This window comes from Thioalkalivibrio sp. K90mix, from assembly GCF_000025545.1.
GTDB lineage: Bacteria > Pseudomonadota > Gammaproteobacteria > Ectothiorhodospirales > Ectothiorhodospiraceae > Thioalkalivibrio.
Genome location: NC_013889.1, coordinates 2,262,967 through 2,283,214, shown reverse-complemented (window position 1 = coordinate 2,283,214; position 20,248 = coordinate 2,262,967). Strand labels below are relative to the sequence as shown.

32 protein-coding genes are annotated in these 20,248 nt (G+C 63.5%); 31 read left to right on the top strand and 1 reads right to left on the bottom strand.

Annotation, left to right across the window (positions count from 1 at the left end):
• Positions 1-9: 9 nt before the first annotated feature.
• The 31 genes from rpsG (at position 10) to rplQ (ending at position 17,307) form a co-directional block, all read left to right on the top strand.
• The gene (gene rpsG / locus TK90_RS10900) at positions 10-477 is read left to right on the top strand and encodes a 30S ribosomal protein S7 (protein WP_012983536.1); all 468 of its coding nucleotides are present in this window, start codon (positions 10-12) and stop codon (positions 475-477) included.
• 22 nt (positions 478-499) lie between these two features.
• Entirely contained in the window at positions 500-2,596 is a 2,097-nt protein-coding gene (gene fusA, locus TK90_RS10895) for an elongation factor G (RefSeq protein WP_012983535.1), read from the top strand.
• Between the two features lie 45 nt (positions 2,597-2,641).
• Positions 2,642-3,832 (top strand): elongation factor Tu, encoded by a 1,191-nt coding sequence (tuf, locus tag TK90_RS10890; RefSeq protein WP_012983534.1) that lies wholly within the window; start codon positions 2,642-2,644, stop codon positions 3,830-3,832.
• 5 nt (positions 3,833-3,837) lie between these two features.
• Positions 3,838-4,149: a 30S ribosomal protein S10 gene (rpsJ, locus tag TK90_RS10885; RefSeq protein WP_012983533.1), complete on the top strand. Its 312-nt coding sequence runs from the start codon at positions 3,838-3,840 to the stop codon at positions 4,147-4,149.
• 111 nt (positions 4,150-4,260) lie between these two features.
• Positions 4,261-4,905, top strand: a complete 645-nt coding sequence (gene rplC / locus TK90_RS10880) for a 50S ribosomal protein L3 (protein ID WP_012983532.1) — start codon at positions 4,261-4,263, stop codon at positions 4,903-4,905.
• Between the two features lie 5 nt (positions 4,906-4,910).
• A complete protein-coding gene (rplD, locus tag TK90_RS10875) occupies positions 4,911-5,516 on the top strand; it encodes a 50S ribosomal protein L4 (protein ID WP_012983531.1) in 606 nt (201 codons plus the stop codon).
• On the top strand, positions 5,513-5,809 hold the full coding sequence (gene rplW, locus TK90_RS10870; RefSeq protein WP_012983530.1) for a 50S ribosomal protein L23: 297 nt from the start codon (positions 5,513-5,515) through the stop codon (positions 5,807-5,809). Before rplD ends, rplW begins: the two co-directional genes overlap by 4 nt.
• 2 nt (positions 5,810-5,811) lie before the next feature.
• Positions 5,812-6,633 carry a 50S ribosomal protein L2 gene (rplB, locus tag TK90_RS10865; protein WP_012983529.1) on the top strand — a complete coding sequence of 274 codons (822 nt, stop codon included), beginning with the start codon at positions 5,812-5,814 and terminating at the stop codon, positions 6,631-6,633.
• Positions 6,634-6,645: 12 nt separating this feature from the next.
• Positions 6,646-6,918 carry a 30S ribosomal protein S19 gene (rpsS, locus tag TK90_RS10860; protein WP_012983528.1) on the top strand — a complete coding sequence of 91 codons (273 nt, stop codon included), beginning with the start codon at positions 6,646-6,648 and terminating at the stop codon, positions 6,916-6,918.
• A gap of 9 nt (positions 6,919-6,927) precedes the next feature.
• Positions 6,928-7,266, top strand: coding sequence for a 50S ribosomal protein L22 (gene rplV / locus TK90_RS10855; RefSeq protein WP_012983527.1), 339 nt, complete (start codon positions 6,928-6,930; stop codon positions 7,264-7,266).
• Positions 7,267-7,268: 2 nt separating this feature from the next.
• On the top strand, positions 7,269-7,949 hold the full coding sequence (gene rpsC / locus TK90_RS10850; protein ID WP_012983526.1) for a 30S ribosomal protein S3: 681 nt from the start codon (positions 7,269-7,271) through the stop codon (positions 7,947-7,949).
• 12 nt (positions 7,950-7,961) lie between these two features.
• Positions 7,962-8,375 carry a 50S ribosomal protein L16 gene (rplP, locus tag TK90_RS10845; protein ID WP_012983525.1) on the top strand — a complete coding sequence of 138 codons (414 nt, stop codon included), beginning with the start codon at positions 7,962-7,964 and terminating at the stop codon, positions 8,373-8,375.
• Positions 8,375-8,566, top strand: coding sequence for a 50S ribosomal protein L29 (gene rpmC / locus TK90_RS10840; protein WP_012983524.1), 192 nt, complete (start codon positions 8,375-8,377; stop codon positions 8,564-8,566). The genes rplP and rpmC overlap by 1 nt, the downstream gene beginning before the upstream one ends.
• A 4-nt stretch (positions 8,567-8,570) precedes the next feature.
• Positions 8,571-8,837: a 30S ribosomal protein S17 gene (gene rpsQ / locus TK90_RS10835; RefSeq protein WP_012983523.1), complete on the top strand. Its 267-nt coding sequence runs from the start codon at positions 8,571-8,573 to the stop codon at positions 8,835-8,837.
• A gap of 21 nt (positions 8,838-8,858) precedes the next feature.
• Positions 8,859-9,227, top strand: a complete 369-nt coding sequence (gene rplN, locus TK90_RS10830; protein WP_012983522.1) for a 50S ribosomal protein L14 — start codon at positions 8,859-8,861, stop codon at positions 9,225-9,227.
• Between the two features lie 7 nt (positions 9,228-9,234).
• Positions 9,235-9,549 (top strand): 50S ribosomal protein L24, encoded by a 315-nt coding sequence (rplX, locus tag TK90_RS10825; RefSeq protein WP_012983521.1) that lies wholly within the window; start codon positions 9,235-9,237, stop codon positions 9,547-9,549.
• A gap of 16 nt (positions 9,550-9,565) precedes the next feature.
• Complete coding sequence (rplE, locus tag TK90_RS10820) at positions 9,566-10,105, top strand: 50S ribosomal protein L5 (RefSeq protein ID WP_012983520.1); 540 nt, start codon at positions 9,566-9,568, stop codon at positions 10,103-10,105.
• A 13-nt stretch (positions 10,106-10,118) separates the two neighbouring features.
• Complete coding sequence (gene rpsN / locus TK90_RS10815) at positions 10,119-10,424, top strand: 30S ribosomal protein S14 (RefSeq protein WP_012983519.1); 306 nt, start codon at positions 10,119-10,121, stop codon at positions 10,422-10,424.
• 13 nt (positions 10,425-10,437) lie between these two features.
• Entirely contained in the window at positions 10,438-10,830 is a 393-nt protein-coding gene (rpsH, locus tag TK90_RS10810; RefSeq protein ID WP_012983518.1) for a 30S ribosomal protein S8, read from the top strand.
• Positions 10,831-10,840: 10 nt separating this feature from the next.
• Complete coding sequence (rplF, locus tag TK90_RS10805; protein WP_012983517.1) at positions 10,841-11,371, top strand: 50S ribosomal protein L6; 531 nt, start codon at positions 10,841-10,843, stop codon at positions 11,369-11,371.
• A 10-nt stretch (positions 11,372-11,381) separates the two neighbouring features.
• Complete coding sequence (rplR, locus tag TK90_RS10800) at positions 11,382-11,732, top strand: 50S ribosomal protein L18 (RefSeq protein WP_012983516.1); 351 nt, start codon at positions 11,382-11,384, stop codon at positions 11,730-11,732.
• Between the two features lie 27 nt (positions 11,733-11,759).
• Entirely contained in the window at positions 11,760-12,266 is a 507-nt protein-coding gene (gene rpsE / locus TK90_RS10795; RefSeq protein WP_012983515.1) for a 30S ribosomal protein S5, read from the top strand.
• Between the two features lie 2 nt (positions 12,267-12,268).
• Positions 12,269-12,448 (top strand): 50S ribosomal protein L30, encoded by a 180-nt coding sequence (gene rpmD / locus TK90_RS10790; protein WP_012983514.1) that lies wholly within the window; start codon positions 12,269-12,271, stop codon positions 12,446-12,448.
• A 3-nt stretch (positions 12,449-12,451) separates the two neighbouring features.
• Positions 12,452-12,886, top strand: a complete 435-nt coding sequence (rplO, locus tag TK90_RS10785) for a 50S ribosomal protein L15 (protein WP_012983513.1) — start codon at positions 12,452-12,454, stop codon at positions 12,884-12,886.
• On the top strand, positions 12,886-14,232 hold the full coding sequence (secY, locus tag TK90_RS10780) for a preprotein translocase subunit SecY (protein ID WP_012983512.1): 1,347 nt from the start codon (positions 12,886-12,888) through the stop codon (positions 14,230-14,232). Before rplO ends, secY begins: the two co-directional genes overlap by 1 nt.
• Before the next feature lie 36 nt (positions 14,233-14,268).
• Positions 14,269-14,382, top strand: a complete 114-nt coding sequence (gene rpmJ / locus TK90_RS10775; RefSeq protein WP_012983511.1) for a 50S ribosomal protein L36 — start codon at positions 14,269-14,271, stop codon at positions 14,380-14,382.
• A gap of 66 nt (positions 14,383-14,448) precedes the next feature.
• On the top strand, positions 14,449-14,805 hold the full coding sequence (gene rpsM / locus TK90_RS10770) for a 30S ribosomal protein S13 (protein WP_012983510.1): 357 nt from the start codon (positions 14,449-14,451) through the stop codon (positions 14,803-14,805).
• A 21-nt stretch (positions 14,806-14,826) separates the two neighbouring features.
• Positions 14,827-15,216 (top strand): 30S ribosomal protein S11, encoded by a 390-nt coding sequence (gene rpsK, locus TK90_RS10765; RefSeq protein ID WP_012983509.1) that lies wholly within the window; start codon positions 14,827-14,829, stop codon positions 15,214-15,216.
• Between the two features lie 15 nt (positions 15,217-15,231).
• Positions 15,232-15,852, top strand: coding sequence for a 30S ribosomal protein S4 (gene rpsD, locus TK90_RS10760; RefSeq protein WP_012983508.1), 621 nt, complete (start codon positions 15,232-15,234; stop codon positions 15,850-15,852).
• Positions 15,853-15,882: 30 nt separating this feature from the next.
• Positions 15,883-16,869: a DNA-directed RNA polymerase subunit alpha gene (gene rpoA, locus TK90_RS10755; RefSeq protein WP_012983507.1), complete on the top strand. Its 987-nt coding sequence runs from the start codon at positions 15,883-15,885 to the stop codon at positions 16,867-16,869.
• Positions 16,870-16,911: 42 nt separating this feature from the next.
• The gene (gene rplQ, locus TK90_RS10750; RefSeq protein ID WP_012983506.1) at positions 16,912-17,307 is read left to right on the top strand and encodes a 50S ribosomal protein L17; all 396 of its coding nucleotides are present in this window, start codon (positions 16,912-16,914) and stop codon (positions 17,305-17,307) included.
• An 85-nt stretch (positions 17,308-17,392) separates the two neighbouring features.
• Here the strand turns inward: rplQ and uvrA are convergent, their stop codons facing one another.
• Complete coding sequence (uvrA, locus tag TK90_RS10745) at positions 17,393-20,242, bottom strand: excinuclease ABC subunit UvrA (RefSeq protein ID WP_012983505.1); 2,850 nt, start codon at positions 20,240-20,242, stop codon at positions 17,393-17,395.
• Between the last annotated feature and the right edge of the window lie 6 nt (positions 20,243-20,248).

Below are 20,248 nucleotides of genomic sequence, written 5' to 3'. Positions count from 1 at the left end.
AACTGAAACATGTCGAGAAGAGCAGCTGCCCCCAAGCGTCACATCCTTCCTGATCCGAAGTTCGGAAGCGAGCGCCTGGCCAAGTTCATCAATACCGTGATGCGTGACGGCAAGAAGTCGGTCGCAGAACAGGTCGTGTACGGCGCGCTGGACCAGATCGAGTCCAAGCAGGGTGACGGCATGGGTGCACTGGAACGCGCGCTGGACAACATTCGTCCGCGTGTCGAGGTGAAGTCTCGTCGTGTGGGCGGCGCCACCTACCAGGTGCCGGTCGAGGTGCGCTCGGTTCGTCAGGACGCCCTGGCGATGCGCTGGGTCGTGGAAGCGGCCCGCAAGCGTGGCGAGCGCACCATGGCGCTGAAGCTGGCGGGCGAGCTGATGGACGCCGCCGATGCCAAGGGCTCCGCCGTGAAGAAGCGCGAAGACACTCACCGCATGGCGGAAGCGAACAAGGCGTTCGCCCACTTCCGCTGGTAAAACCGATTTAGAGAGGCTCAACGTGGCACGCAAGACCCCACTGAAGCGCTACCGGAACATCGGGATCAGCGCGCACATCGACGCCGGCAAGACGACGACGACCGAGCGCATCCTGTTCTACACCGGTCTGTCGCACAAGATCGGCGAGGTCCATGAAGGCGCCGCCACGATGGACTGGATGGAGCAGGAACAGGAACGCGGGATCACCATCACCTCCGCGGCGACCACCTGCTTCTGGCAGGGTATGGCCAAGCAGTTCGATGAGCATCGCGTCAACATCATCGACACCCCGGGACACGTGGACTTCACCATCGAGGTGGAGCGTTCCATGCGTGTGCTCGACGGTGCGGTGATGGTGTACTGCGCTGTGGGTGGCGTGCAGCCGCAGTCCGAAACGGTCTGGCGCCAGGCGACCAAGTACTCGGTTCCGCGCATGGCGTTCGTCAACAAAATGGACCGCGCCGGTGCCGACTTCCTGCGTGTCTACGAGCAAATGAAGGAGCGCCTGCAGGCGAACCCGGTCCCGATCCAGCTGCCGATCGGTGCCGAGGACAACTTCCGGGGCGTGATCGACCTGGTCAAGATGCAGGCGATCTTCTGGGACGACGAAAACTTCGGGATCTCCTTCGAGTACAAGGATATCCCCGACGAGCTCAAGGCCGAGGCGGAAAAGTGGCGCGAGAACATGCTCGAGGCCGCCGCCGAAGCCAATGAAGAGCTGATGGACAAGTACCTCAACGAGGGCGACCTCAGCGAGGAAGAGATCAAGCAGGCGATCCGCCATCGCACTATCGAGCTCGAGATCGTGCCGATGCTGTGCGGCTCCGCGTTCAAGAACAAGGGCGTGCAGGCCATGCTCGACGCGGTGGTCGAATACCTGCCTTCGCCGGAAGAGGTCAAGGCGATCAAGGGCGTGAAGGCCGGGACCGAAGAGCCGGTCGAGAAGCACGCCTCGGACGACGAGCCGTTCGCGGCCCTGGCGTTCAAGATCATGACCGACCCGTACGTCGGTTCGCTGACCTTCGTCCGTGTGTACTCGGGTGTGCTGAGCGCGGGCGACACCGTGCTCAATACGCAGAACAACCGCCGCGAGCGCATTGGTCGCATCCTGCAGATGCACTCCAACTCCCGCGAGGAGATCAAGGAGCTGCGCGCGGGTGACATCGGTGCGGTCGTCGGCCTGAAGGATCTGTACACCGGTAGTACGCTCTGCGACCCGAACAATCCGGTCGAGCTGGAGCGCATGGAGTTCCCGGAGCCGGTGATCTCGATTGCCGTCGAGCCGAAGACCAAGTCGGACCAGGAAAAAATGGGTATCGCGCTGAACAAGCTGGCGCAGGAAGACCCGTCCTTCCGCGTGCGGACCGACGAAGAGTCGGGCCAGACGATCATCTCGGGCATGGGCGAGCTGCACCTCGAGGTCCTGGTGGACCGCATGAAGCGCGAGTTCAAGGTCGAGGCGAACGTCGGTCAGCCGCAGGTGGCGTACCGCGAGACGATCAAGAAGAGCGTGGAAACCGAAGGCAAGTTTGTGCGCCAGTCGGGTGGTCGCGGCCAGTACGGTCATGTCTGGCTGCGCATCGAACCGCAAGAAGCGGGAGACGGCTACGAGTTCGTCAACGCGATCGTCGGTGGTGTCGTGCCGAAAGACTACATCCCGGCCGTCAACAAGGGCGTCGAGGAGCAGATGGCCAATGGCGTGCTCGCCGGTTATCCGGTGGTGGACGTGAAGGTCACGCTGTTTGATGGCTCCTACCATGACGTCGACTCGAACGAGATGGCGTTCAAGGTGGCGGGATCGATGGCCTTCAAGGAAGGCGCGTTGAAGGCCGGCGCCGTGCTCCTCGAGCCGATGATGAAGGTCGAGGTCGAGACGCCGGAAGAATACATGGGCGACGTGATGGGTGACCTGAATCGCCGTCGTGGCCTGGTCAAGGGCATGGAAGATGTCGCCGGTCAGAAGCTGCTGAAGGCCGAGGTCCCGCTGTCCGAGATGTTTGGCTATTCGACGCAGCTGCGCTCGATGAGCCAGGGCCGTGCTACGTACTCGATGGAGTTCGAAAAGTACTCCGAGGCGCCGGCGCAGGTCGCCGAGGCCGTGGCCGCGAAGGCCTCCTGAACCGAATCGCGTAATCCGAAAGAACTGTAGAAAGAGGTTTGAGCTGTGTCCAAGGAAAAGTTCGAGCGTAAGAAGCCGCATGTGAATGTGGGGACGATTGGTCATGTGGACCATGGCAAGACCACGCTGACGGCGGCGATGACGACGGTGCTGGGCAAGAAGTACGGTAGCGAAGCCCGTGCGTTTGACCAGATCGACAATGCGCCGGAAGAGAAGGCGCGCGGGATTACGATTGCCACGGCGCACGTGGAATACGAATCCGACATTCGTCACTACGCGCATGTGGATTGCCCTGGGCACGCGGACTACGTGAAGAACATGATCACGGGTGCGGCGCAGATGGACGGCGCGATTCTGGTGGTGTCCGCGGCCGATGGTCCGATGCCGCAGACCCGCGAGCACATTCTGCTGGCGCGTCAGGTGGGTGTGCCGTACATCGTGGTGTTCCTGAACAAGGCCGACATGGTCGACGACCCCGAGCTGCTCGAGCTGGTCGAGATGGAAGTGCGCGATCTGCTGTCTTCCTATGATTTCCCGGGCGACGACACCCCGGTGATCACCGGTTCCGCGCTGAAGGCGCTGGAAGGTGACGAGAGCGAAGTGGGCGCGCAGGCGATCTACAAGCTGGTCGAGGCGATGGACAGCTGGATTCCGGAGCCGGAGCGCGCGGTGGACGGCGACTTCCTGATGCCGGTGGAAGACGTGTTCTCGATCTCCGGGCGCGGCACTGTGGTGACGGGTCGTATCGAGCGCGGTGTGGTCAAGGTGGGCGAGGAGATCGAGATTGTCGGTATCCGCGACACCCAGAAGACCACCGTCACGGGTGTCGAGATGTTCCGCAAGCTGCTGGACCAGGGCGAAGCGGGCGACAACGTGGGCATTCTGCTGCGTGGTACCAAGCGCGACGAAGTGCAGCGTGGTCAGGTGCTGTGCAAGCCGGGTTCGATTACGCCGCACACGCATTTCGAGGCTGAGGTGTACATTCTGGGCAAGGACGAGGGTGGTCGTCATACCCCGTTTTTCAATGGTTATCGCCCGCAGTTCTACTTCCGCACGACCGATGTGACGGGTTCGGTGGAGCTGCCGGAAGGCACCGAGATGGTGATGCCGGGTGACAACGTGAAGATGACCGTGTCGCTGATCAGCCCGATCGCGATGGAAGATGGTCTGCGCTTTGCGATTCGCGAAGGCGGCCGTACCGTCGGCGCCGGCGTCGTATCCAAGATTATTGAGTGAGTGAGATGGCAAACCAGCGTATCCGAATTCGCCTGAAGGCCTTTGATCATCGACTGATCGACCGTTCCGCGGCCGAGATCGTCGAGACCGCGAAGCGCACGGGCGCCCGCGTGAAGGGGCCAATCCCGCTCCCGACCAAGCGTGAGTCGTACACGGTCCTGATCTCGCCGCACGTCAACAAGGACGCGCGAGACCAGTACGAGCTGCGTACGCACAAGCGCTTGATGGACATCCTCGATCCGACCGACAAGACCGTGGATGCCCTGATGAAGCTGGATCTCGCCGCCGGCGTGAATGTTCAGATTCGACTTAACTAACTCGTAACTTTCTGCCATACTATTGGGCTTTCCGTGGCCCGGCGGGATTGTTCGCCGGGCCACGGCTTTAGGGCGCTTGCCAGCGCCGTTCGATACGGAAGGGGTTTTGCAATGGCCATTGGACTCATCGGTCGCAAACTAGGCATGAGCCGCGTCTTCACTGACGACGGCGTCTCCGTGCCGGTGACTGTGCTGCAGGTGGACAACAATCGCGTGGTCCAGATCAAGCGCAGCGAAGGCGACGGCTACAACGCGGTCCAGGTGACGGCCGGCGCACGCAAGGCGTCCCGGGTCAGCAAGCCCGAAGCGGGGCACTATGCGGCGGCCTCGGTCGAGCCTGGGCGCGGTCTCTGGGAATTCCGTGTTGAAGCGGATGAGCTCGAGGGCCTGGCCCCGGGTGACGCCATCACGGTCGATCGCTTTGAGGAAGGTCAGGTCGTTGACGTGACCTCTCAGAGCAAGGGCAAGGGTTTCCAGGGTGCGGTCAAGCGTCATAACTTCCGCACGCAAGACGCGACCCACGGTAACTCGCTGGCGCACCGCGCCCCGGGTTCGATCGGGCAGAACCAGAGCCCGGGTCGTGTGTTCAAGGGCAAGAAGATGGCGGGCCACATGGGCGCCGAGCGCAAGACGATCCAGAACCTGAAGGTTGTTCGGGTGGATGCGGATCGCAGCCTCGTGCTGATCCAGGGCGCGGTGCCGGGTGCGCCCAGCACTGACGTGATGATTCGTCCGGCCGTCAAGGCGAAGGGTTGAAGACAATGCAAGTAACGACAGCCGATACCGGTGCCAGCGTGGAGTTGTCGCCCGTGTGCTTCGAGCGCGACTTCAACGAGTCGCTGGTCCACCAGAGCGTGGTCGCGTTCCTCGCGGGGCAGCGCCAGGGAACCCGTGCGCAGAAGACGCGCTCCGACGTGAGCGGCGGTGGTGCGAAGCCGTTTCGCCAGAAAGGTACGGGCCGCGCCCGGGCCGGTACGATCCGCAGTCCGCTGTGGACCGGTGGCGGGAAGGTTTTCGCCGCGCGCACCCGGGACTTTTCGCAGAAGCTGAACAAGAAAATGTATCGCGCCGCGATGGCCTCGATCCTCTCCGAGCTGGTCCGTCAGGAGCGGCTGAAGGTGGTGGCTGACTTCGCGGTGGCATCGGGCAAGACCCGCGACGGCGTGGCCAAGCTCAAGGAGCTGGGTCTCGCGAAGGGGCTGGTCGTTCTCGCCGAGGCCGATGACATGACCGCTCGTGCGCTGGGTAACGTCCCGCACATCGACGTCGTCGACGTGGCCGGCATCAACCCGGCCAACCTGGTCGGCGCGGAGACGGTCGTGATGACCGAGGCGGCGATCCGCAAGGTTGAGGAGTGGCTGGCATGAATGCGCGTCTGATGCAGGTAATTCAGGGCCCGGTGGTTTCCGAGAAATCCACCATGGCCGGCGAAGTCGGTCAGTACGTCTTCCGCGTGCTGCCTGATGCGAGCAAAGAAGAGATCAAGGCGGCGGTCGAGCATCTGTTCCAGGTGCGGGTCGAGAATGTCCGCACCCTGAACCAGCAGGGCAAGAAGAAGCGCTTTGGCCGCCTCTTCGGGCGCCGCAATCACTGGAAGAAGGCCTATGTCGCGCTGGCCGAAGGCGAGAGCATCGACATGGGTGAAGGAGACCAGGTCTAGTCATGGCGATTATCAAGACGAATCCGACTTCGGCCGGTCGTCGTCACGCGGTACAGATCCGTGGCGACAACCTGTACAAGGGTGCGCCGCATGCCGCGCTGGTCGAGAAAAAGACCCGCACCGGCGGCCGTAACAATACGGGCCGTATTACGACGCGGCACGTGGGGGGCGGGCACAAGCAGCGTTACCGCGTGGTCGACTTCAAGCGCAACAAGGACAACGTGCCGGCGCGGGTCGAGCGTCTGGAGTATGATCCGAACCGCAGCGCCCACCTGGCCCTGTTGCTGTACGCCGACGGCGAGCGTCGCTACATCATCGCGCCGAAGGGTCTGAACCAGGGCGACCAGGTCGCGAGTGGAAACCAGGCCCCGATTCGCCCGGGCAACGCGATGCCGCTGCGCTCGATTCCGGTCGGTACCACGGTCCATTGTGTCGAGCTCAAGCCCGGCAAGGGCGCCCAGATGGTCCGGTCCGCCGGGACGTCCGCACAGGTCGTGGCCCGTGAAGGGCAGCACGCGACCCTGCGCCTGGGTTCGGGCGAGATGCGCCGCGTCCTGTCCGAGTGCCGCGCCGTGGTGGGCGAAGTCGGTCATTCCGAGCACAGCCTGAAGAAGTACGGCAAGGCCGGCGCGAAGCGCTGGAAGGGTGTTCGTCCGACTGTGCGTGGTACCGCCATGAACCCGGTCGACCACCCGCATGGTGGTGGCGAAGGCCGCAACTTCGGCCGTCATCCGGTGACCCCGTGGGGTCGTCCGACCAAGGGTTACAAGACCCGCAATAACAAGCGTACCGACGGCATGATCGTGCGTCGGCGTAAGAAGTAACGGAGTCCCAGCATGCCGCGTTCACTGAAGAAAGGCCCGTTCGTCGACCATCACCTGCGCAAGAAGGTGGAAGACGCGGTCGAGAAGAACGATCGTCGACCGATCAAGACCTGGTCTCGGCGTTCGATGATCATCCCGCAAATGGTCGGGCTGACCATCGCCGTCCACAACGGCCGGCAGCACGTGCCTGTCCTCGTCAACGAGAACATGGTGGGCCACAAGCTGGGCGAATTTGCCTTGACGCGGACCTTCAAGGGTCATATCGCGAACAAGAAGTCGCGCTGAGGACGAACGATGGAAACGATTGCAAAACTGCGTTTCGCGCGGATCTCCCCGCAAAAGGCCCGCCTGGTCGCTGACCAGGTGCGGGGCCTGCGGGTCGAGGAAGCGCTCAACGAGCTCACGTTCAGCGCGAAAAAGCCGGCTGCCATTGTGAAGAAGGTGCTGGAGTCGGCGATCGCGAACGCGGAGAACAACGACGGCGCTGATATCGACGAGCTGCGCATCTCGCGCATCCAGGTCGATGAAGGGCCGGTGCTCAAGCGGATGCATGCGCGTGCCAAGGGCCGCGGTAACCGCATCCTCAAGCGTACCAGCCATATCGTCATCGGCGTCAGCGAGAAGGGAGCCTAAGCATGGGTCAGAAAGTACATCCGACCGGCATCCGCCTGGGCATCTCTCGCCCGTGGTCGGCCACCTGGTACGCCGACGGTCGCGAATTTGGCGAAACGTTGAACAACGACATCAAGCTGCGCGAGTTTCTGCAGAAGAAACTGGCCCACGCGTCGGTAAGCCGCATCAGTATCTCGCGCCCGGCCAAGGCCGCGCACATTACGATCCAGACCGCGCGTCCCGGGATCGTGATTGGCAAGAAGGGCGAGGACATCGAGAAGCTCCGCCAGGACGTGGCACGCGAGACCGGGCTGGAGAAAGGAACGGTCAAGATCAACATCGAAGAAGTGCGCAAGCCCGAGATCGAGGCCCAGTTGGTCGCCGAAGGGATCGCCCAGCAGCTGGAACGCCGCATCATGTTCCGGCGTGCGATGAAGCGCGCCGTCGGGAACGCGATGCGCCTTGGGGCCCAGGGCATCAAGGTGCACGTGTCTGGCCGCCTGAACGGCGCCGAGATTGCGCGCTCCGAATGGTACCGCGAAGGCCGCGTGCCGCTGCATACCCTGCGTGCCGATATCGACTACGGGTTTGCGGAAGCGCGGACCACCTACGGGATCATTGGCGTGAAGGTGTGGATCTTCAAGGGCGAGGTCTTTGGCCTGGAGCCGACCGAAGGGACCCGTGCCGCCGCCAACGCGAGCTAGGACTGAAAGATCATGCTGCAGCCAAAAAGAACCAAGTTCCGCAAGCAGTTCAAGGGCCGTAACCGAGGCATGGCCTCGACCGGCGCCAAGGTCAGCTTCGGCGAATACGGCCTGCAGGCCGTCGAGCGGGGCCGCATTACGGCCCGCCAGATCGAGGCCGCGCGTCGCGCGATGGTCCGCCACATCAAGCGTGGCGGGAAGATCTGGATCCGGGTGTTCCCGGATGTGCCGGTGACCAAGAAGCCGCTTGAAGTCCGTATGGGTAAGGGTAAGGGCGGCGTCGAGTACTGGGTCTGCAAGGTGCAGCCTGGTCGCATGCTCTACGAAATGGAAGGTGTGCACGAGGACGTGGCGCGTGAGGCGATGCGTCTGGCGGCCGCCAAGTTGCCGGTGAAGACGGTGTTTACCCGTCGGCAGGTGATGTGATGAAAGCGAGCGAACTGAGAAAGAAATCCGACGACGAGCTCAACACCGAGCTCGAGGCGCTCTACAGGGAGCAGTTCGGGCTGCGCATGCAGAAGGCCGTCGGCCAGCTGGCGCGCCCCGATCGGGTGGGCAAGGTCCGGCGCGAGATCGCGCAGATCAAGACGCTGATGAACGAACGAAAGGCAGGCTAAGAAGATGACCGAGCAAGTCTCCAAAACCCAGCGATCCGTCGTTGGGCGCGTGATCAGCGACAAGATGGACAAGACCCGCACGGTCCTGGTCGAACGCCGCGTGCGTCATCCGCTGTATGGCAAGTTCATTCGGCGCAGCACCAAGCTGCACGTCCATGACGAGGAAAATGTCTCGCGCATGGGGGACCGGGTGCGTATCCGTGAGTGCCGGCCGATGTCCAAGCAGAAGCGCTTTGCCCTGATCGAAGTGGTCGGGCACGACGCGCTCTAATCGGCCGCTGGGAGAGAAGTCATGATTCAAATGCAGACCGTTCTCGAGGCCGCCGACAACAGCGGCGCCCGTCGCATCCAGTGCATTAAGGTGCTGGGTGGCTCGCACCGTCGCTATGCACGCGTGGGCGATGTGATCAAGGTGAGCGTCAAGGACGCCATCCCGCGAGGCAAAGTCAAGAAAGGCGACGTCTACAATGCGGTCGTCGTGCGCACCGCCGCGGGTGTTCGGCGCCCCGATGGTTCGATCATTCGTTTCGACCGCAATGCGGCGGTGCTGCTGAACAATCAGCATCAGCCGATCGGCACTCGTATCTTCGGGCCGGTGACGCGTGAACTGCGAGGGGAGAAGTACATGAAGATCATCTCCCTCGCCCCGGAAGTGCTGTGAGGTCGTCATGAATAAGATTCGCAAAGGCGACGACGTCGTCGTGATCGCAGGAAAGGACAAGGGCCGTCGCGGCACCATCATCAAGGTGCTGGAAGGCAAGGTCCTGGTCCAGAACATCAACATGGTGAAGAAGCATCAGAAGCCGAATCCGCAGCGCGGGATCGGTGGCGGGATCATCGAGAAGGAAATGCCGATCGATGTCTCCAATGTGATGCTCTTCAACCCGGCAACCGACAAGGGTGATCGCGTGTCGTTCAAGACCCTGGAAGACGGCCGCAAGGTGCGTGTCTTCCGATCGAACGGCGAGGTCGTGGACGCATAACGCGGACGGACGGTTTATGGAACGCTTGAGAGAAGAATACGAATCCAACGTGAAGCAGGCGCTGCAGAAGCAGTTCAGCTATGCCAACGTGATGGAGATCCCGCGTGTCACCAAGGTGACCCTGAATATGGGTCTGGGTGATGCAGTTGCGGACAAGAAGATCATTGAGCACGCGGTCAGTGACATGACGGCCATCGCCGGGCAGAAGCCCGTGGTGACGAAGGCCCGCAAGTCGATCGCCGGGTTCAAGATCCGTGACGGCTATCCGATCGGTTGCAAGGTGACCCTTCGTAGCCGGCAGATGTACGAGTTCCTCGATCGCCTGATCAACGTGGCGTTGCCGCGCGTGCGAGACTTCCGTGGTTTCAGTGCCAAGGCGTTCGATGGCCGTGGGAACTACTCCATGGGTATCAAGGAACAGATCATCTTTCCCGAGATTGATTATGACCGTGTCGACAAGATTCGCGGCATGGACATCACGATCACAACCAGCGCGAAGACGGACGAGGAAGCCAAGGCCCTGCTAGAAGCCTTCCGTTTCCCGTTCCGGAACTAAGAGGTAGGCGCACATGGCGAAGACATCGATGATCGAGCGCGAGAAAAAGCGCGCCCGTCTGGTCCAGAAATATGCCGCAAAGCGTGCGGAACTGAAGGCCATCCTGGTGGACGAAACCAAGTCCTCCGAGGAACGCCTGGCCGCGATGCATGCATTGCAGAAACTGCCGCGCGACTCCGCGGCGGTGCGACAGACCAACCGCTGTGGCGTCACCGGTCGCCCGAAAGGTTATTACCGTCGGTTCGGTCTTGGGCGGAACAAGCTGCGGGAGCACGCCATGAAGGGCGAAATCCCGGGCCTGCGCAAGTCGAGCTGGTAAGGAGACAGAAGCAATGATGACCGATCCGATTTCCGACATGCTGACCCGCGTGCGCAATGCGCAGCGCGCGAACAAGGAGCAGGTCGCGATCCCGTTCAGCAAGGCCAAGGAGCGAATCCTCAAGGTGTTTGCCGACGAGGGCTATGTGGGCGACGTCCAGGTGGACGGCGAGGCCGCGCAGAAGAAGCTGGTGGTGAAGCTGAAATATTTCGAGGGGCGTCCGGTCATCGAGAGCGTTGAACGGATCTCCCGCCCGGGCTTGCGGATCTACCGCGGCAAGGATGAGCTCCCGCGCATTAACCAGGGGCTCGGTGTCGCGGTGATTTCCACGCCGCAGGGTGTCATGAGTGATCGCGCAGCCCGGGCCGCCGGCCAGGGCGGCGAGGTCCTCTGCAAGATTTACTGAGGAATCAGCCATGTCGCGCATTGCAAACCTGCCGATCAAGCTGCCCAACGGCGTGGCCGTGGAGCAGGCGGACGGCGAGATCAAGGTCAAGGGCCCGAAGGGCGAGTTGCAGCTGAGCTGCCCCGAGGCCGTCACGGTCGCCGTTGAAGACGGTGTCGTTCAGGTCAAGCCCAACGAGCACGCCAAGAACACGGCCCTGGCGGGCACGATCCGCGCCATCCTGGGCAACCATGTGCATGGCGTGAGTGAAGGCTTCGAGCGCAAGCTCGAGCTGGTGGGCGTCGGCTACCGCGCGCAGATGCAGGGCGCGAAGCTGAACCTGACGCTGGGCTACTCGCATCCGATCGAGTTTGAAGTGCCCGAAGGGGTCACGATCGAGACGCCCAGCGCGACCGAGGTCGTAGTGAAGGGGACGGATCGCCAGAAGGTGGGCCAGGTGGCTGCGAACATTCGCGCCTTCCGCCCGCCGGAGCCCTACAAGGGCAAGGGCGTGAAGTACAAAGACGAGCGCATTGTGCGTAAAGAAGCCAAGAAGAAGTAGGTAGGCACCAGTGGACAAGAAAGAGGCCAGACTTAAGAGGGCGCGTCGCGCGCGGTTCAAGATCCGCGAGCTGGGGGTGCATCGTCTCTGTATTCACCGGACGCCCCGCCACATGTATGCGCAGATCATTGCCCCTTCGGGCGACGCGGTCGTGGCTGCGGCCTCCACCGTCGAGAAGGAGCTGAAGAGCGCCGGCAACACCGGGAACGCCGAAGCGGCGGCCCGCGTCGGGCAGGCGATCGCCGAGCGCGCAAAGAAAGCCGGAATCGAACAGGTCGCGTTCGACCGTGCGGGCTTTCGTTATCACGGACGGGTCAAGGCCCTGGCCGATGCCGCCCGTGAAAACGGCCTGCAGTTCTAGTCCAACGCGACCCACCGGAGAAGATAAATGGCACGTAATGATGTAAGCGAAGCCACCGACGGCCTGCAGGAAAAGCTGATCGGCGTGAACCGCGTGGCCAAGGTGGTCAAGGGCGGGCGCCAGTTCCGCTTTGCCGCGTTGACCGTGGTGGGCGATGGTGAAGGCCGTGTTGGCTTCGGCTATGGCAAGGCCCGCGAGGTCCCGCAGGCGATCCAGAAGGCGATGCAGCAGGCGCGTCAGGAGATGCGCGATGTGTCACTGAAGGACGGCACGCTGCACTATGCGGTCAACGGCCGTCATGGCGCCGCCAAGGTCTACATGCAGCCGGCCTCCGAGGGTACGGGTGTCATCGCCGGTGGTGCGATGCGCGCGGTGCTCGAAGTGGCGGGTGTGCACAACGTGCTGGCCAAGTGTGTTGGCTCGCGCAATCCGATCAACGTCGTGCAGGCGACCATCGACGGGCTCACGAAGGTGAACTCGCCGGAACGTGTCGCTGCCAAGCGCGGCAAGTCTGTCGACGAAGTGACGAGCTAGTCATGAGCAAGCTGAAACTGACCCTGGTGCGCAGCACCGCCGGACGGCTGAAGAACCACAAGGCCTGTGTCCGCGGCCTCGGCCTGCGCAAGACCCACAGCACCTCTGTGATCGAGGCCACCCCCGAGAATCTCGGCATGGTCCGCAAGGTGTCGTACCTGCTGAAGGTAGAGGAAGTCTGACCTATGCGACTCAACGATATTTCCAGTCCCGCCGGCGCCCGCAAGCCGGGCAAGCGTGTGGGTCGTGGTATCGGCTCCGGTCTGGGCAAGACCGGCGGTCGTGGCCACAAGGGCCAGAAGTCCCGCTCGGGCGGTTTCACCAAGACCGGATTCGAGGGCGGCCAGATGCCGTTGCAGCGCCGTCTGCCCAAGGTGGGCTTTCGTTCGCGCAAGCAGCGCTATTCGGCCGAGGTGCGCCTGAGTGAACTGGCCAAGGTCGACGGCGAGATTACGCTGGAGAGCCTGAAGAAGGCCGGCGTGATCCCCGAGATTACCCAGACCGCGAAGATCTTTGCGTCCGGTGAAGTCACCCAGGCCTGCGTCGTCAAGGGCGTGGGCGTGACCAAGGGGGCCAAGGCAGCCATTGAGGCGGCCGGCGGGAGCGTCGAGGCCGAATAATGGCGCGTGGAGCGACAGCACGATCCGGTGGCGGGCTCACCGGCTTTACCGAGTTGCGTCAACGCCTGCTGTTCGTGCTGGGCGCTCTGGTCGTCTACCGCATCGGGACGTTCATCCCGGTGCCGGGGATCAACCCGGTCGCCGTATCGCAGTTCTTCGAACAGCAAAGCGGCACGATCCTGGACATGTTCAACATGTTTTCCGGAGGTGCGCTGGAGCGGCTGTCGATCTTCGCCCTCGGGGTGATGCCGTATATCTCGGCCGCGATCATTATGCAGTTGCTGGCCGCGACCGTGCCCGCGCTGCAACAGCTGAAGAAGGAAGGCGAGCAAGGCCGCCGCAAGATTACGCAGTACACGCGCTACGGGACCGTGGCGCTGGCGCTGTTTCAGAGTATTGGGATCGGGATCGCGCTGAACGGCCAGACCATTCAGGGGATGCCGATGGCGCTGAACCCGGGCCCGATCTTTATCTTCACGGTGGTCGTATCGCTGGTGACCGGGACGTTGTTCCTGATGTGGCTGGGCGAACAGATCACCGAACGCGGCATTGGCAACGGGATCTCGATTATTATCTTCGCCGGGATCGTGGCGGGTCTGCCGGGTGCCATTGGCGGGACCCTGGAACTGGCGCGTACCGGTGAGCTGGCGGCGGCATTTGTGGTGATCCTGATCGTGCTGGCGCTGGCGGTGACCGCCTTCGTGGTGTTTGTCGAACGCGGGCAGCGGCGGGTCACGATCAACTACGCCAAGCGTCAGGTCGGAAGAAAGGTCGTCGGTGGCCAGTCCTCGCACCTGCCGCTGAAGCTGAACATGGCGGGCGTGATCCCGCCGATCTTCGCGTCGAGTATCATTCTGTTCCCCTCGACCCTGGGGCAATGGTTTGGGCAGGCGGAAGGCATGGACTGGCTGCGCGAGCTGTCGACGACGCTCGCGCCTGGTCAGCCGCTGTACGTGGGCTTCTACGCGGCGGCCATCATTTTCTTCTGTTTCTTCTATACCGCGCTGGTGTTCAATTCGCGCGATACGGCGGAAAACCTGAAGAAGCAGGGCGCCTTTATCCCGGGGATCCGGCCGGGCGTCCAGACGGAACGGTTTATCGACGGGGTCATGACCCGGTTGACCGCGGTGGGTGCGGTGTACATTACCGCCGTGTGTCTGCTTCCGGAGTTCCTGATCCTGTACTGGAACGTGCCCTTCTACTTTGGTGGGACGTCGCTGCTGATCATCGTGATCGTGGTGATGGACTTCATGGCCCAGTTGCAATCGCACCTGGTGTCGCACCAATACGAAGGATTGATGAAAAAGGCGAATCTGAAGGGGTTCGGCGGGACCGGGATCCGCTAGACCATCCCGTTGGGAATCCGTTGAAGGAGAAAGACCATGAAGGTACGGGCATCCGTAAAGCCGATCTGCCGCAACTGCAAGGTGATCCGGCGTAATGGCGTGGTCCGCGTGATTTGCTCGGACAAGCGCCACAAGCAACGCCAGGGCTAAGGCTTGGCGTCACTGGTATTCATTGCTACTATAGCCGGCTTTGCCGGTTTCTGATGGAGATGTTGGATGGCTCGCGTCGCTGGAATCAATATTCCTGACCAGAAGCACACCGTGGTTGCGCTGACCGCGATCTATGGCATTGGCCCGACTCGGGCCCGCCAGATCTGCGAGGCCGCCGGTGTGCGTCCGGAAATCAAGGTGCGGGATCTGACCGATGCCGAAGTCGACGCTCTGCGTGCGCAGATCGATCGCATTCCGGTGGAAGGGGATCTGCGTCGCGAGATCAGCATGAACATCAAGCGGTTGATGGATCTGGGCTGCTATCGCGGGGTGCGTCATCGTCGCGGCCTGCCGCTGCGCGGCCAGCAGACGCAGACGAACGCCCGGACCCGCAAGGGCCCGCGTCGCCCGATTCGTAAGTAATCAGACTGGGATCACAGGTACATGGCACAAGCGCAGACCCGGACCAAGAAAAAGGTCCGCAAAAATATCGCCGAGGGCGTGGCACACGTGTACGCCACGTTCAACAATACGATCATCACCATCACCGATCGTCAGGGCAACACGATCAGCTGGGCGACCTCCGGTGGCTCCGGCTTCCGTGGCTCGCGCAAGTCGACCCCGTTCGCAGCCCAGGTGGCCGCGGAACGCGCCGGTTCGGCTGCGGCCGAGCATGGGGTGAAGAACCTCGATGTGATGGTGCGCGGTCCGGGCCCGGGTCGCGAGTCGGCGGTACGTGCGCTGAACAACGCGGGGTTCAAGATCACCAACATCAGTGATGTGACCCCGATCCCCCACAACGGCTGCCGGCCGCCCAAGAAACGCCGCGTTTAAGGCTGGAGTTCAAGAATGGCTCGTTACATTGGACCGAAATGCAAGCTGAGTCGCCGCGAAGGCGTGGACCTGGGGCTGAAGAGCCGGGCGCGCGCGCTGGAGACCAAGTGCAAGCTGGACAAGGCCCCGGGGCAGCACGGCGAACGCCGCACCCGCCTGTCCGACTACGCCGTGCAGCTGCGCGAAAAGCAGAAGCTGCGCCGCATCTACGGGGTGCTGGAAAAGCAGTTCCGCAACTATTACAAGAAGGCCGCCCAGCGCAAGGGCTCCACGGGTGAGAACCTGCTGAAGCTGCTGGAAGGGCGTCTGGACAACGTCGTGTATCGCATGGGCTTCGGCAGCACTCGCTCCGAGGCGCGTCAGCTGGTCTCGCACCGCGCGGTGCTGGTCAATGGCCAGGTGGTGAACATCGCCGCCTACCAGGTGCAGCCGTCCGACGTGGTCAGTATTCGCGAGAAGGCACGCAAGCAGGTGCGTATCCAGGACTCCATGACGCTGGCCGAGCAGAGCGGTTTTCCGTCCTGGGTGGAAGTGGACACGAGCAAGTTCGAGGGCACCTTCAAGGCGATCCCGGACCGCTCCGACCTGCCCGCCGACATCAACGAGTCGCTCGTCGTCGAGCTGTACTCGAAGTAACCGTATAGCGGCCTTCCGCCAGGAGACACCATGCAGTCGAACGAACTGGTCAAGAAACAACAGATCGAGGTCGAGGCCGAGAACCGGAACCAGGCCAAGGTCGCGCTGGAGCCGCTCGAGCGGGGCTTCGGTCACACGCTGGGCAACGCCCTGCGCCGCGTGCTGCTGTCGTCGATCCCGGGTGCCGCGATCGTCGAGGCCCGTATCGAGGGCGTGCTGCACGAGTACACCGCGATCGAGGGCGTGCAGGAAGACGTGGTCGACATCCTGCTGAATCTGAAGGGTGTGGCGCTGCGCATGCACAGCCGCGAAGAATCGACGCTGAGCCTGAAGAAGAAGGGCCCGTGCGTGGTGACCGCCGGTGACATCACCGTGGACCACGATGTCGAAGTGGTGAACCCCGAGCATGTGATCGCGACGATCACCAAGAACGTCGAAATCGACATGACCCTGACCGCCCGTGCCGGCCGCGGGTACGAGCCGGTGAGCACTCGCCGCCAGGCCGAAGGCGACGAGACCGGTATTGGTCGTCTGCTGCTGGATGCCAGCTTCAGCCCGATCCGCCGCGTGGCCTACCGTGTCGAGAGCGCCCGTCTGGCGCAGCGTACCGATATGGATCGTCTGGTGCTCGAGCTCGAGACCAACGGTGCGATCGCGCCGGATGACGCGGTCCGTCAGGCCGCGACGATCCTCCAGGGCCAGCTGGCCCCGTTCGTGGATCTCCAGGAAGAGACGGGCGAAGTGCCGGGTACGACCGCGGGCGCGATCGATCCGATCCTGCTGCGTCCGGTGGACGAGCTGGAGCTGACCGTGCGGTCCGCGAACTGCCTGAAGGCCGAGAACCTGTACTACATCGGGGATCTGGTGCAGCGCACCGAGGTTGAGCTGCTGCGTGCGCCCAACCTGGGGAAGAAGTCGCTGACCGAGATCAAGGACACGCTGGCCACTCACGGTCTGTCGCTCGGGATGCGTCTCGAGAACTGGCCGCCGCCGGGTCTGCGCGACGACAACGAGTAATCACGGCGCTTCGCGCCAACCGTATTTCAGAGGAAATCTCTCATGCGTCATCGTCATTCCGGCCGTCAGCTGGGCCGTAACAGCTCGCACCGCAAGGCCACCTTTCAGGCCCTGTCCGTGGCCCTGTTCCGGCATGAACTGATCAAGACCACGCTGCCGAAGGCCAAGGAGCTGCGGCGTGTGGCCGAGCCGCTGATCACCCTCGCGAAGGAAGACAGCGTGCACGGTCGCCGCACCGCGTTCGCCCGCCTGCGTGACAAGGAGATCGTGGGCAAGCTGTTCAACGAACTGGGTCCGCGCTACGACGGTCGTCCGGGCGGCTATCTGCGCATCCTGAAGTGCGGCAATCGCGCAGGCGACAACGCGCCGATGGCGTATGTCGAGCTGGTCGACCGGCCGGAGCCGAGCGCGGATCAGGAGAATGGCGAAGCGGCCTGATCGAGTACGGCACGCCCGTTAAAAAGCCGGCCTTCTGGGCCGGCTTTTTTGCGTCTGGGGGCAGGCCCCGGCCTGAACCGAACGATCAGGCGGAAGCGGCGCTCCTTTGCTGCGTCCCCAGCAAAGGAGCGAGGAAGCGCCCCGTGTGGCTGCTTGGAGTGCCAGCCACCGCCTCGGGCGTGCCCGCGACGAGCAGCTCGCCACCACCGCTACCGCCCTCCGGTCCAATGTCGATCAGCCAATCGGCGGTCTTGATCACGTCGAGGTTGTGCTCGATCACGACGATCGTGTTGCCGTGGTCGCGCAGGCGGTGGAGCACCCGCAAGAGCTGGGCGATGTCCTCGAAGTGCAGGCCGGTCGTGGGCTCGTCGAGGATGTACAGGGTGCGGCCGGTATCGCGTTTGGACAGCTCGCGTGCGAGCTTGATGCGCTGGGCCTCGCCACCGGACAACGTGGTGGCGTTCTGACCGAGCTGGATGTAGGACAGCCCGACCTCCATCAGCATCTCGAGCTTGCGATGGATCACGGGGACCGGCTGGAAGAACTCCAGGGCCTCCTCGACGGTCATCTCCAGCACTTCGTGGATGCTCTTGCCCTTGTACCGGACCTCCAGGGTCTCGCGGTTGTAGCGCTTGCCCTTGCAGACGTCGCAGGGGACGAAGACATCCGGAAGAAAGTGCATCTCCACCTTGATCACGCCATCTCCCTGGCAGGCCTCGCAGCGGCCGCCGCGCACGTTGAACGAGAAGCGCCCTGGCTTGTAGCCGCGCGAGCGGGCCTCGGCGGTGGCGGCAAACAGCTCGCGGATCGGGGTGAACAGGCCGGTGTAGGTCGCCGGGTTCGAGCGCGGCGTGCGGCCGATCGGACTCTGGTCGATGTCGACGACCTTGTCGATCAGTTCGAGGCCGTCGATGCGCTCGTGCGGCGCGATCGTGTGGCGCCCGCCATGCAGGGCCACGGCGACGGCCGGGTAGAGCGTGTTGTTGACCAGGGTCGACTTGCCGGAGCCCGAGACCCCGGTGACGCAGGTCAGCAGGCCCGTGGGAAACGCGAAGTCTCCGCCCTTCAGGTTGTTGCCGCGCGCGCCGATCACGCGGATCTCGCGTTCGGGGTCCGGTTCGGTGCGCTTCTCCGGGACGGCGATCGCGCGCGTACCGGTGAGATAGGCCCCAGTCAGGGAGTCCGGTGTGCGGGCCACCTCGTCCGGGGTGCCGGCGGCCACGACCTGGCCGCCATGGCGGCCCGCACCGGGGCCGATGTCGACGACATGATCCGCCGCGCGAATCGCATCCTCGTCGTGCTCCACGACCACCACGGTGTTGCCGAGGTCCCGCAGGTGACACAAAGTCTTCAACAGGCGTTCGTTGTCGCGCTGGTGCAGGCCGATCGAGGGTTCGTCGAGGATGTACATCACCCCTACCAGGGCCGACCCGATCTGGGAGGCCAGCCGGATGCGCTGGGCCTCGCCGCCGGACAGGGTGTCGGCCGAGCGGTCCAGGGTCAGGTAGTCGAGCCCGACATCGTTCAGGAAGCCCAGGCGTGCGCCGATCTCGCGCACGATCTTCTCCGCGATCTGGGCGAAGCGGCCCGGCAGGCGCAGCTCAGCGAAGAAGGCCCGTGCGTCGGCCACGCTCATGTGCGTGACCTCGGGCAGTGTCAGGTCATTGACGAACACATGACGCGCCGCGGAGTTCAGCCGCGTGCCGTGGCACTCGGGGCAGGCCTGTTCGGCCAGATAGCGCCCTAGCTCCTCGCGTACGGCGGCGGAGTCGGTCTCGCGGTAGCGCCGCTCCAGATTCGGGATCACTCCTTCAAACACGCGCTCGTCGGTACGCAGGCGGCCATTCGCGGCCGGCGTCGACAGCTTGACCTTCTCCTTGCCGGAGCCGTGCAGCACCACGGCGCGGACCTCGGCCGGCAGCTCCTGCCACGGCGTCTCGACGTCAAAGCCGTAATGGCGGGCGAGGCTGTTCAGGAGGCTGAAGTACCAGGCATTGCGCCGGTCCCATCCACGCACTGCGCCGCCGGCCAGGCTCAGTTCGGGTTGCGAGACGACCCGCTCCGGGTCGAAGTACTGGCGCACGCCGAGGCCATCACAGGTGGGGCAGGCGCCGGCCGGATTGTTGAACGAGAACAGCCGGGGCTCCAGCTCGCGCAGCGCATAGCCGCAGACGGGGCAGGCATAGCGCGCGGAAAAGATCATTGGCTCGCGTTCGGGCTCGTCCATCCAGGCGATCAGCGCCAGCCCGTCGGCCAGTTCGGTCGCCGTCTCGAAGGACTCGGCCAGGCGGCTCCGCAGGTCCTCGCGGACCTTGAAGCGGTCGATCACGATCTCGATGTTGTGCTTGCGCTTCGGGTCCAGCGCGGGCAAGGCGTCGAGGTCGTGGATCTCGCCGTTGATGCGGGCGCGCAGGTACCCCTGGGCGCGCATGGACTCCAGCAGCTTGTGGTGCTCGCCCTTGCGTCCGCGCACGATCGGGGCCAGCAGCATCACCTTCTCGCCCTCGGGAAGATCCAGCACCTGATCCACCATCTGCGAGATGGTCTGGGCCGCCAGGGTCTCACCGTGTTCGGGGCAACGCGGCTCGCCCGCACGCGCGAACAGCAGGCGCAGGTAGTCGTAGATCTCGGTGATGGTGCCGACGGTGGAACGCGGGTTGTGCGAGGTGCTCTTCTGCTCGATGGAGATCGCCGGGGAGAGCCCCTCGATCTGATCCACGTCCGGCTTTTCCATCATCGACAGGAACTGGCGGGCGTAGGTGGACAGGCTCTCCACGTAGCGGCGTTGTCCCTCGGCAAACAGGGTGTCGAAGGCCAGCGACGACTTGCCGGAGCCGGACACGCCCGTGATCACGATCAGCCGGTCGCGCGGCAGGTCGAGATCAATGTTCTTCAGGTTGTGGGTGCGGGCCCCGCGGATGCTGATGCTGTCCATGGATCG

What these genes read in the sequence shown, in the direction of transcription:
- rplE (WP_012983520.1), top strand. Translation starts at nt 9,566, where the DNA reads ATGGAACGCTTGAGAGAAGAATACGAATCCAACGTGAAGCAGGCGCTG.
- rpmD (WP_012983514.1), top strand. Translation starts at nt 12,269, where the DNA reads ATGAGCAAGCTGAAACTGACCCTGGTGCGCAGCACCGCCGGACGGCTG.
- rpsQ (WP_012983523.1), top strand. Translation starts at nt 8,571, where the DNA reads ATGACCGAGCAAGTCTCCAAAACCCAGCGATCCGTCGTTGGGCGCGTG.
- rpmC (WP_012983524.1), top strand. Translation starts at nt 8,375, where the DNA reads ATGAAAGCGAGCGAACTGAGAAAGAAATCCGACGACGAGCTCAACACC.
- rpsD (WP_012983508.1), top strand. Translation starts at nt 15,232, where the DNA reads ATGGCTCGTTACATTGGACCGAAATGCAAGCTGAGTCGCCGCGAAGGC.
- rplQ (WP_012983506.1), top strand. Translation starts at nt 16,912, where the DNA reads ATGCGTCATCGTCATTCCGGCCGTCAGCTGGGCCGTAACAGCTCGCAC.
- rpsG (WP_012983536.1), top strand. Translation starts at nt 10, where the DNA reads ATGTCGAGAAGAGCAGCTGCCCCCAAGCGTCACATCCTTCCTGATCCG.
- rpmJ (WP_012983511.1), top strand. Translation starts at nt 14,269, where the DNA reads ATGAAGGTACGGGCATCCGTAAAGCCGATCTGCCGCAACTGCAAGGTG.
- rplV (WP_012983527.1), top strand. Translation starts at nt 6,928, where the DNA reads ATGGAAACGATTGCAAAACTGCGTTTCGCGCGGATCTCCCCGCAAAAG.
- rpsN (WP_012983519.1), top strand. Translation starts at nt 10,119, where the DNA reads ATGGCGAAGACATCGATGATCGAGCGCGAGAAAAAGCGCGCCCGTCTG.
- rplO (WP_012983513.1), top strand. Translation starts at nt 12,452, where the DNA reads ATGCGACTCAACGATATTTCCAGTCCCGCCGGCGCCCGCAAGCCGGGC.
- rplX (WP_012983521.1), top strand. Translation starts at nt 9,235, where the DNA reads ATGAATAAGATTCGCAAAGGCGACGACGTCGTCGTGATCGCAGGAAAG.
- rpsE (WP_012983515.1), top strand. Translation starts at nt 11,760, where the DNA reads ATGGCACGTAATGATGTAAGCGAAGCCACCGACGGCCTGCAGGAAAAG.
- rplN (WP_012983522.1), top strand. Translation starts at nt 8,859, where the DNA reads ATGATTCAAATGCAGACCGTTCTCGAGGCCGCCGACAACAGCGGCGCC.
- rplB (WP_012983529.1), top strand. Translation starts at nt 5,812, where the DNA reads ATGGCGATTATCAAGACGAATCCGACTTCGGCCGGTCGTCGTCACGCG.
- rplW (WP_012983530.1), top strand. Translation starts at nt 5,513, where the DNA reads ATGAATGCGCGTCTGATGCAGGTAATTCAGGGCCCGGTGGTTTCCGAG.
- rpsJ (WP_012983533.1), top strand. Translation starts at nt 3,838, where the DNA reads ATGGCAAACCAGCGTATCCGAATTCGCCTGAAGGCCTTTGATCATCGA.
- uvrA (WP_012983505.1), bottom strand. Translation starts at nt 20,242, where the DNA reads ATGGACAGCATCAGCATCCGCGGGGCCCGCACCCACAACCTGAAGAAC.
- rplP (WP_012983525.1), top strand. Translation starts at nt 7,962, where the DNA reads ATGCTGCAGCCAAAAAGAACCAAGTTCCGCAAGCAGTTCAAGGGCCGT.
- rpsM (WP_012983510.1), top strand. Translation starts at nt 14,449, where the DNA reads ATGGCTCGCGTCGCTGGAATCAATATTCCTGACCAGAAGCACACCGTG.
- secY (WP_012983512.1), top strand. Translation starts at nt 12,886, where the DNA reads ATGGCGCGTGGAGCGACAGCACGATCCGGTGGCGGGCTCACCGGCTTT.
- rpsH (WP_012983518.1), top strand. Translation starts at nt 10,438, where the DNA reads ATGATGACCGATCCGATTTCCGACATGCTGACCCGCGTGCGCAATGCG.
- rpsS (WP_012983528.1), top strand. Translation starts at nt 6,646, where the DNA reads ATGCCGCGTTCACTGAAGAAAGGCCCGTTCGTCGACCATCACCTGCGC.
- rpsC (WP_012983526.1), top strand. Translation starts at nt 7,269, where the DNA reads ATGGGTCAGAAAGTACATCCGACCGGCATCCGCCTGGGCATCTCTCGC.
- rpsK (WP_012983509.1), top strand. Translation starts at nt 14,827, where the DNA reads ATGGCACAAGCGCAGACCCGGACCAAGAAAAAGGTCCGCAAAAATATC.
- rplF (WP_012983517.1), top strand. Translation starts at nt 10,841, where the DNA reads ATGTCGCGCATTGCAAACCTGCCGATCAAGCTGCCCAACGGCGTGGCC.
- rplD (WP_012983531.1), top strand. Translation starts at nt 4,911, where the DNA reads ATGCAAGTAACGACAGCCGATACCGGTGCCAGCGTGGAGTTGTCGCCC.
- rpoA (WP_012983507.1), top strand. Translation starts at nt 15,883, where the DNA reads ATGCAGTCGAACGAACTGGTCAAGAAACAACAGATCGAGGTCGAGGCC.
- rplC (WP_012983532.1), top strand. Translation starts at nt 4,261, where the DNA reads ATGGCCATTGGACTCATCGGTCGCAAACTAGGCATGAGCCGCGTCTTC.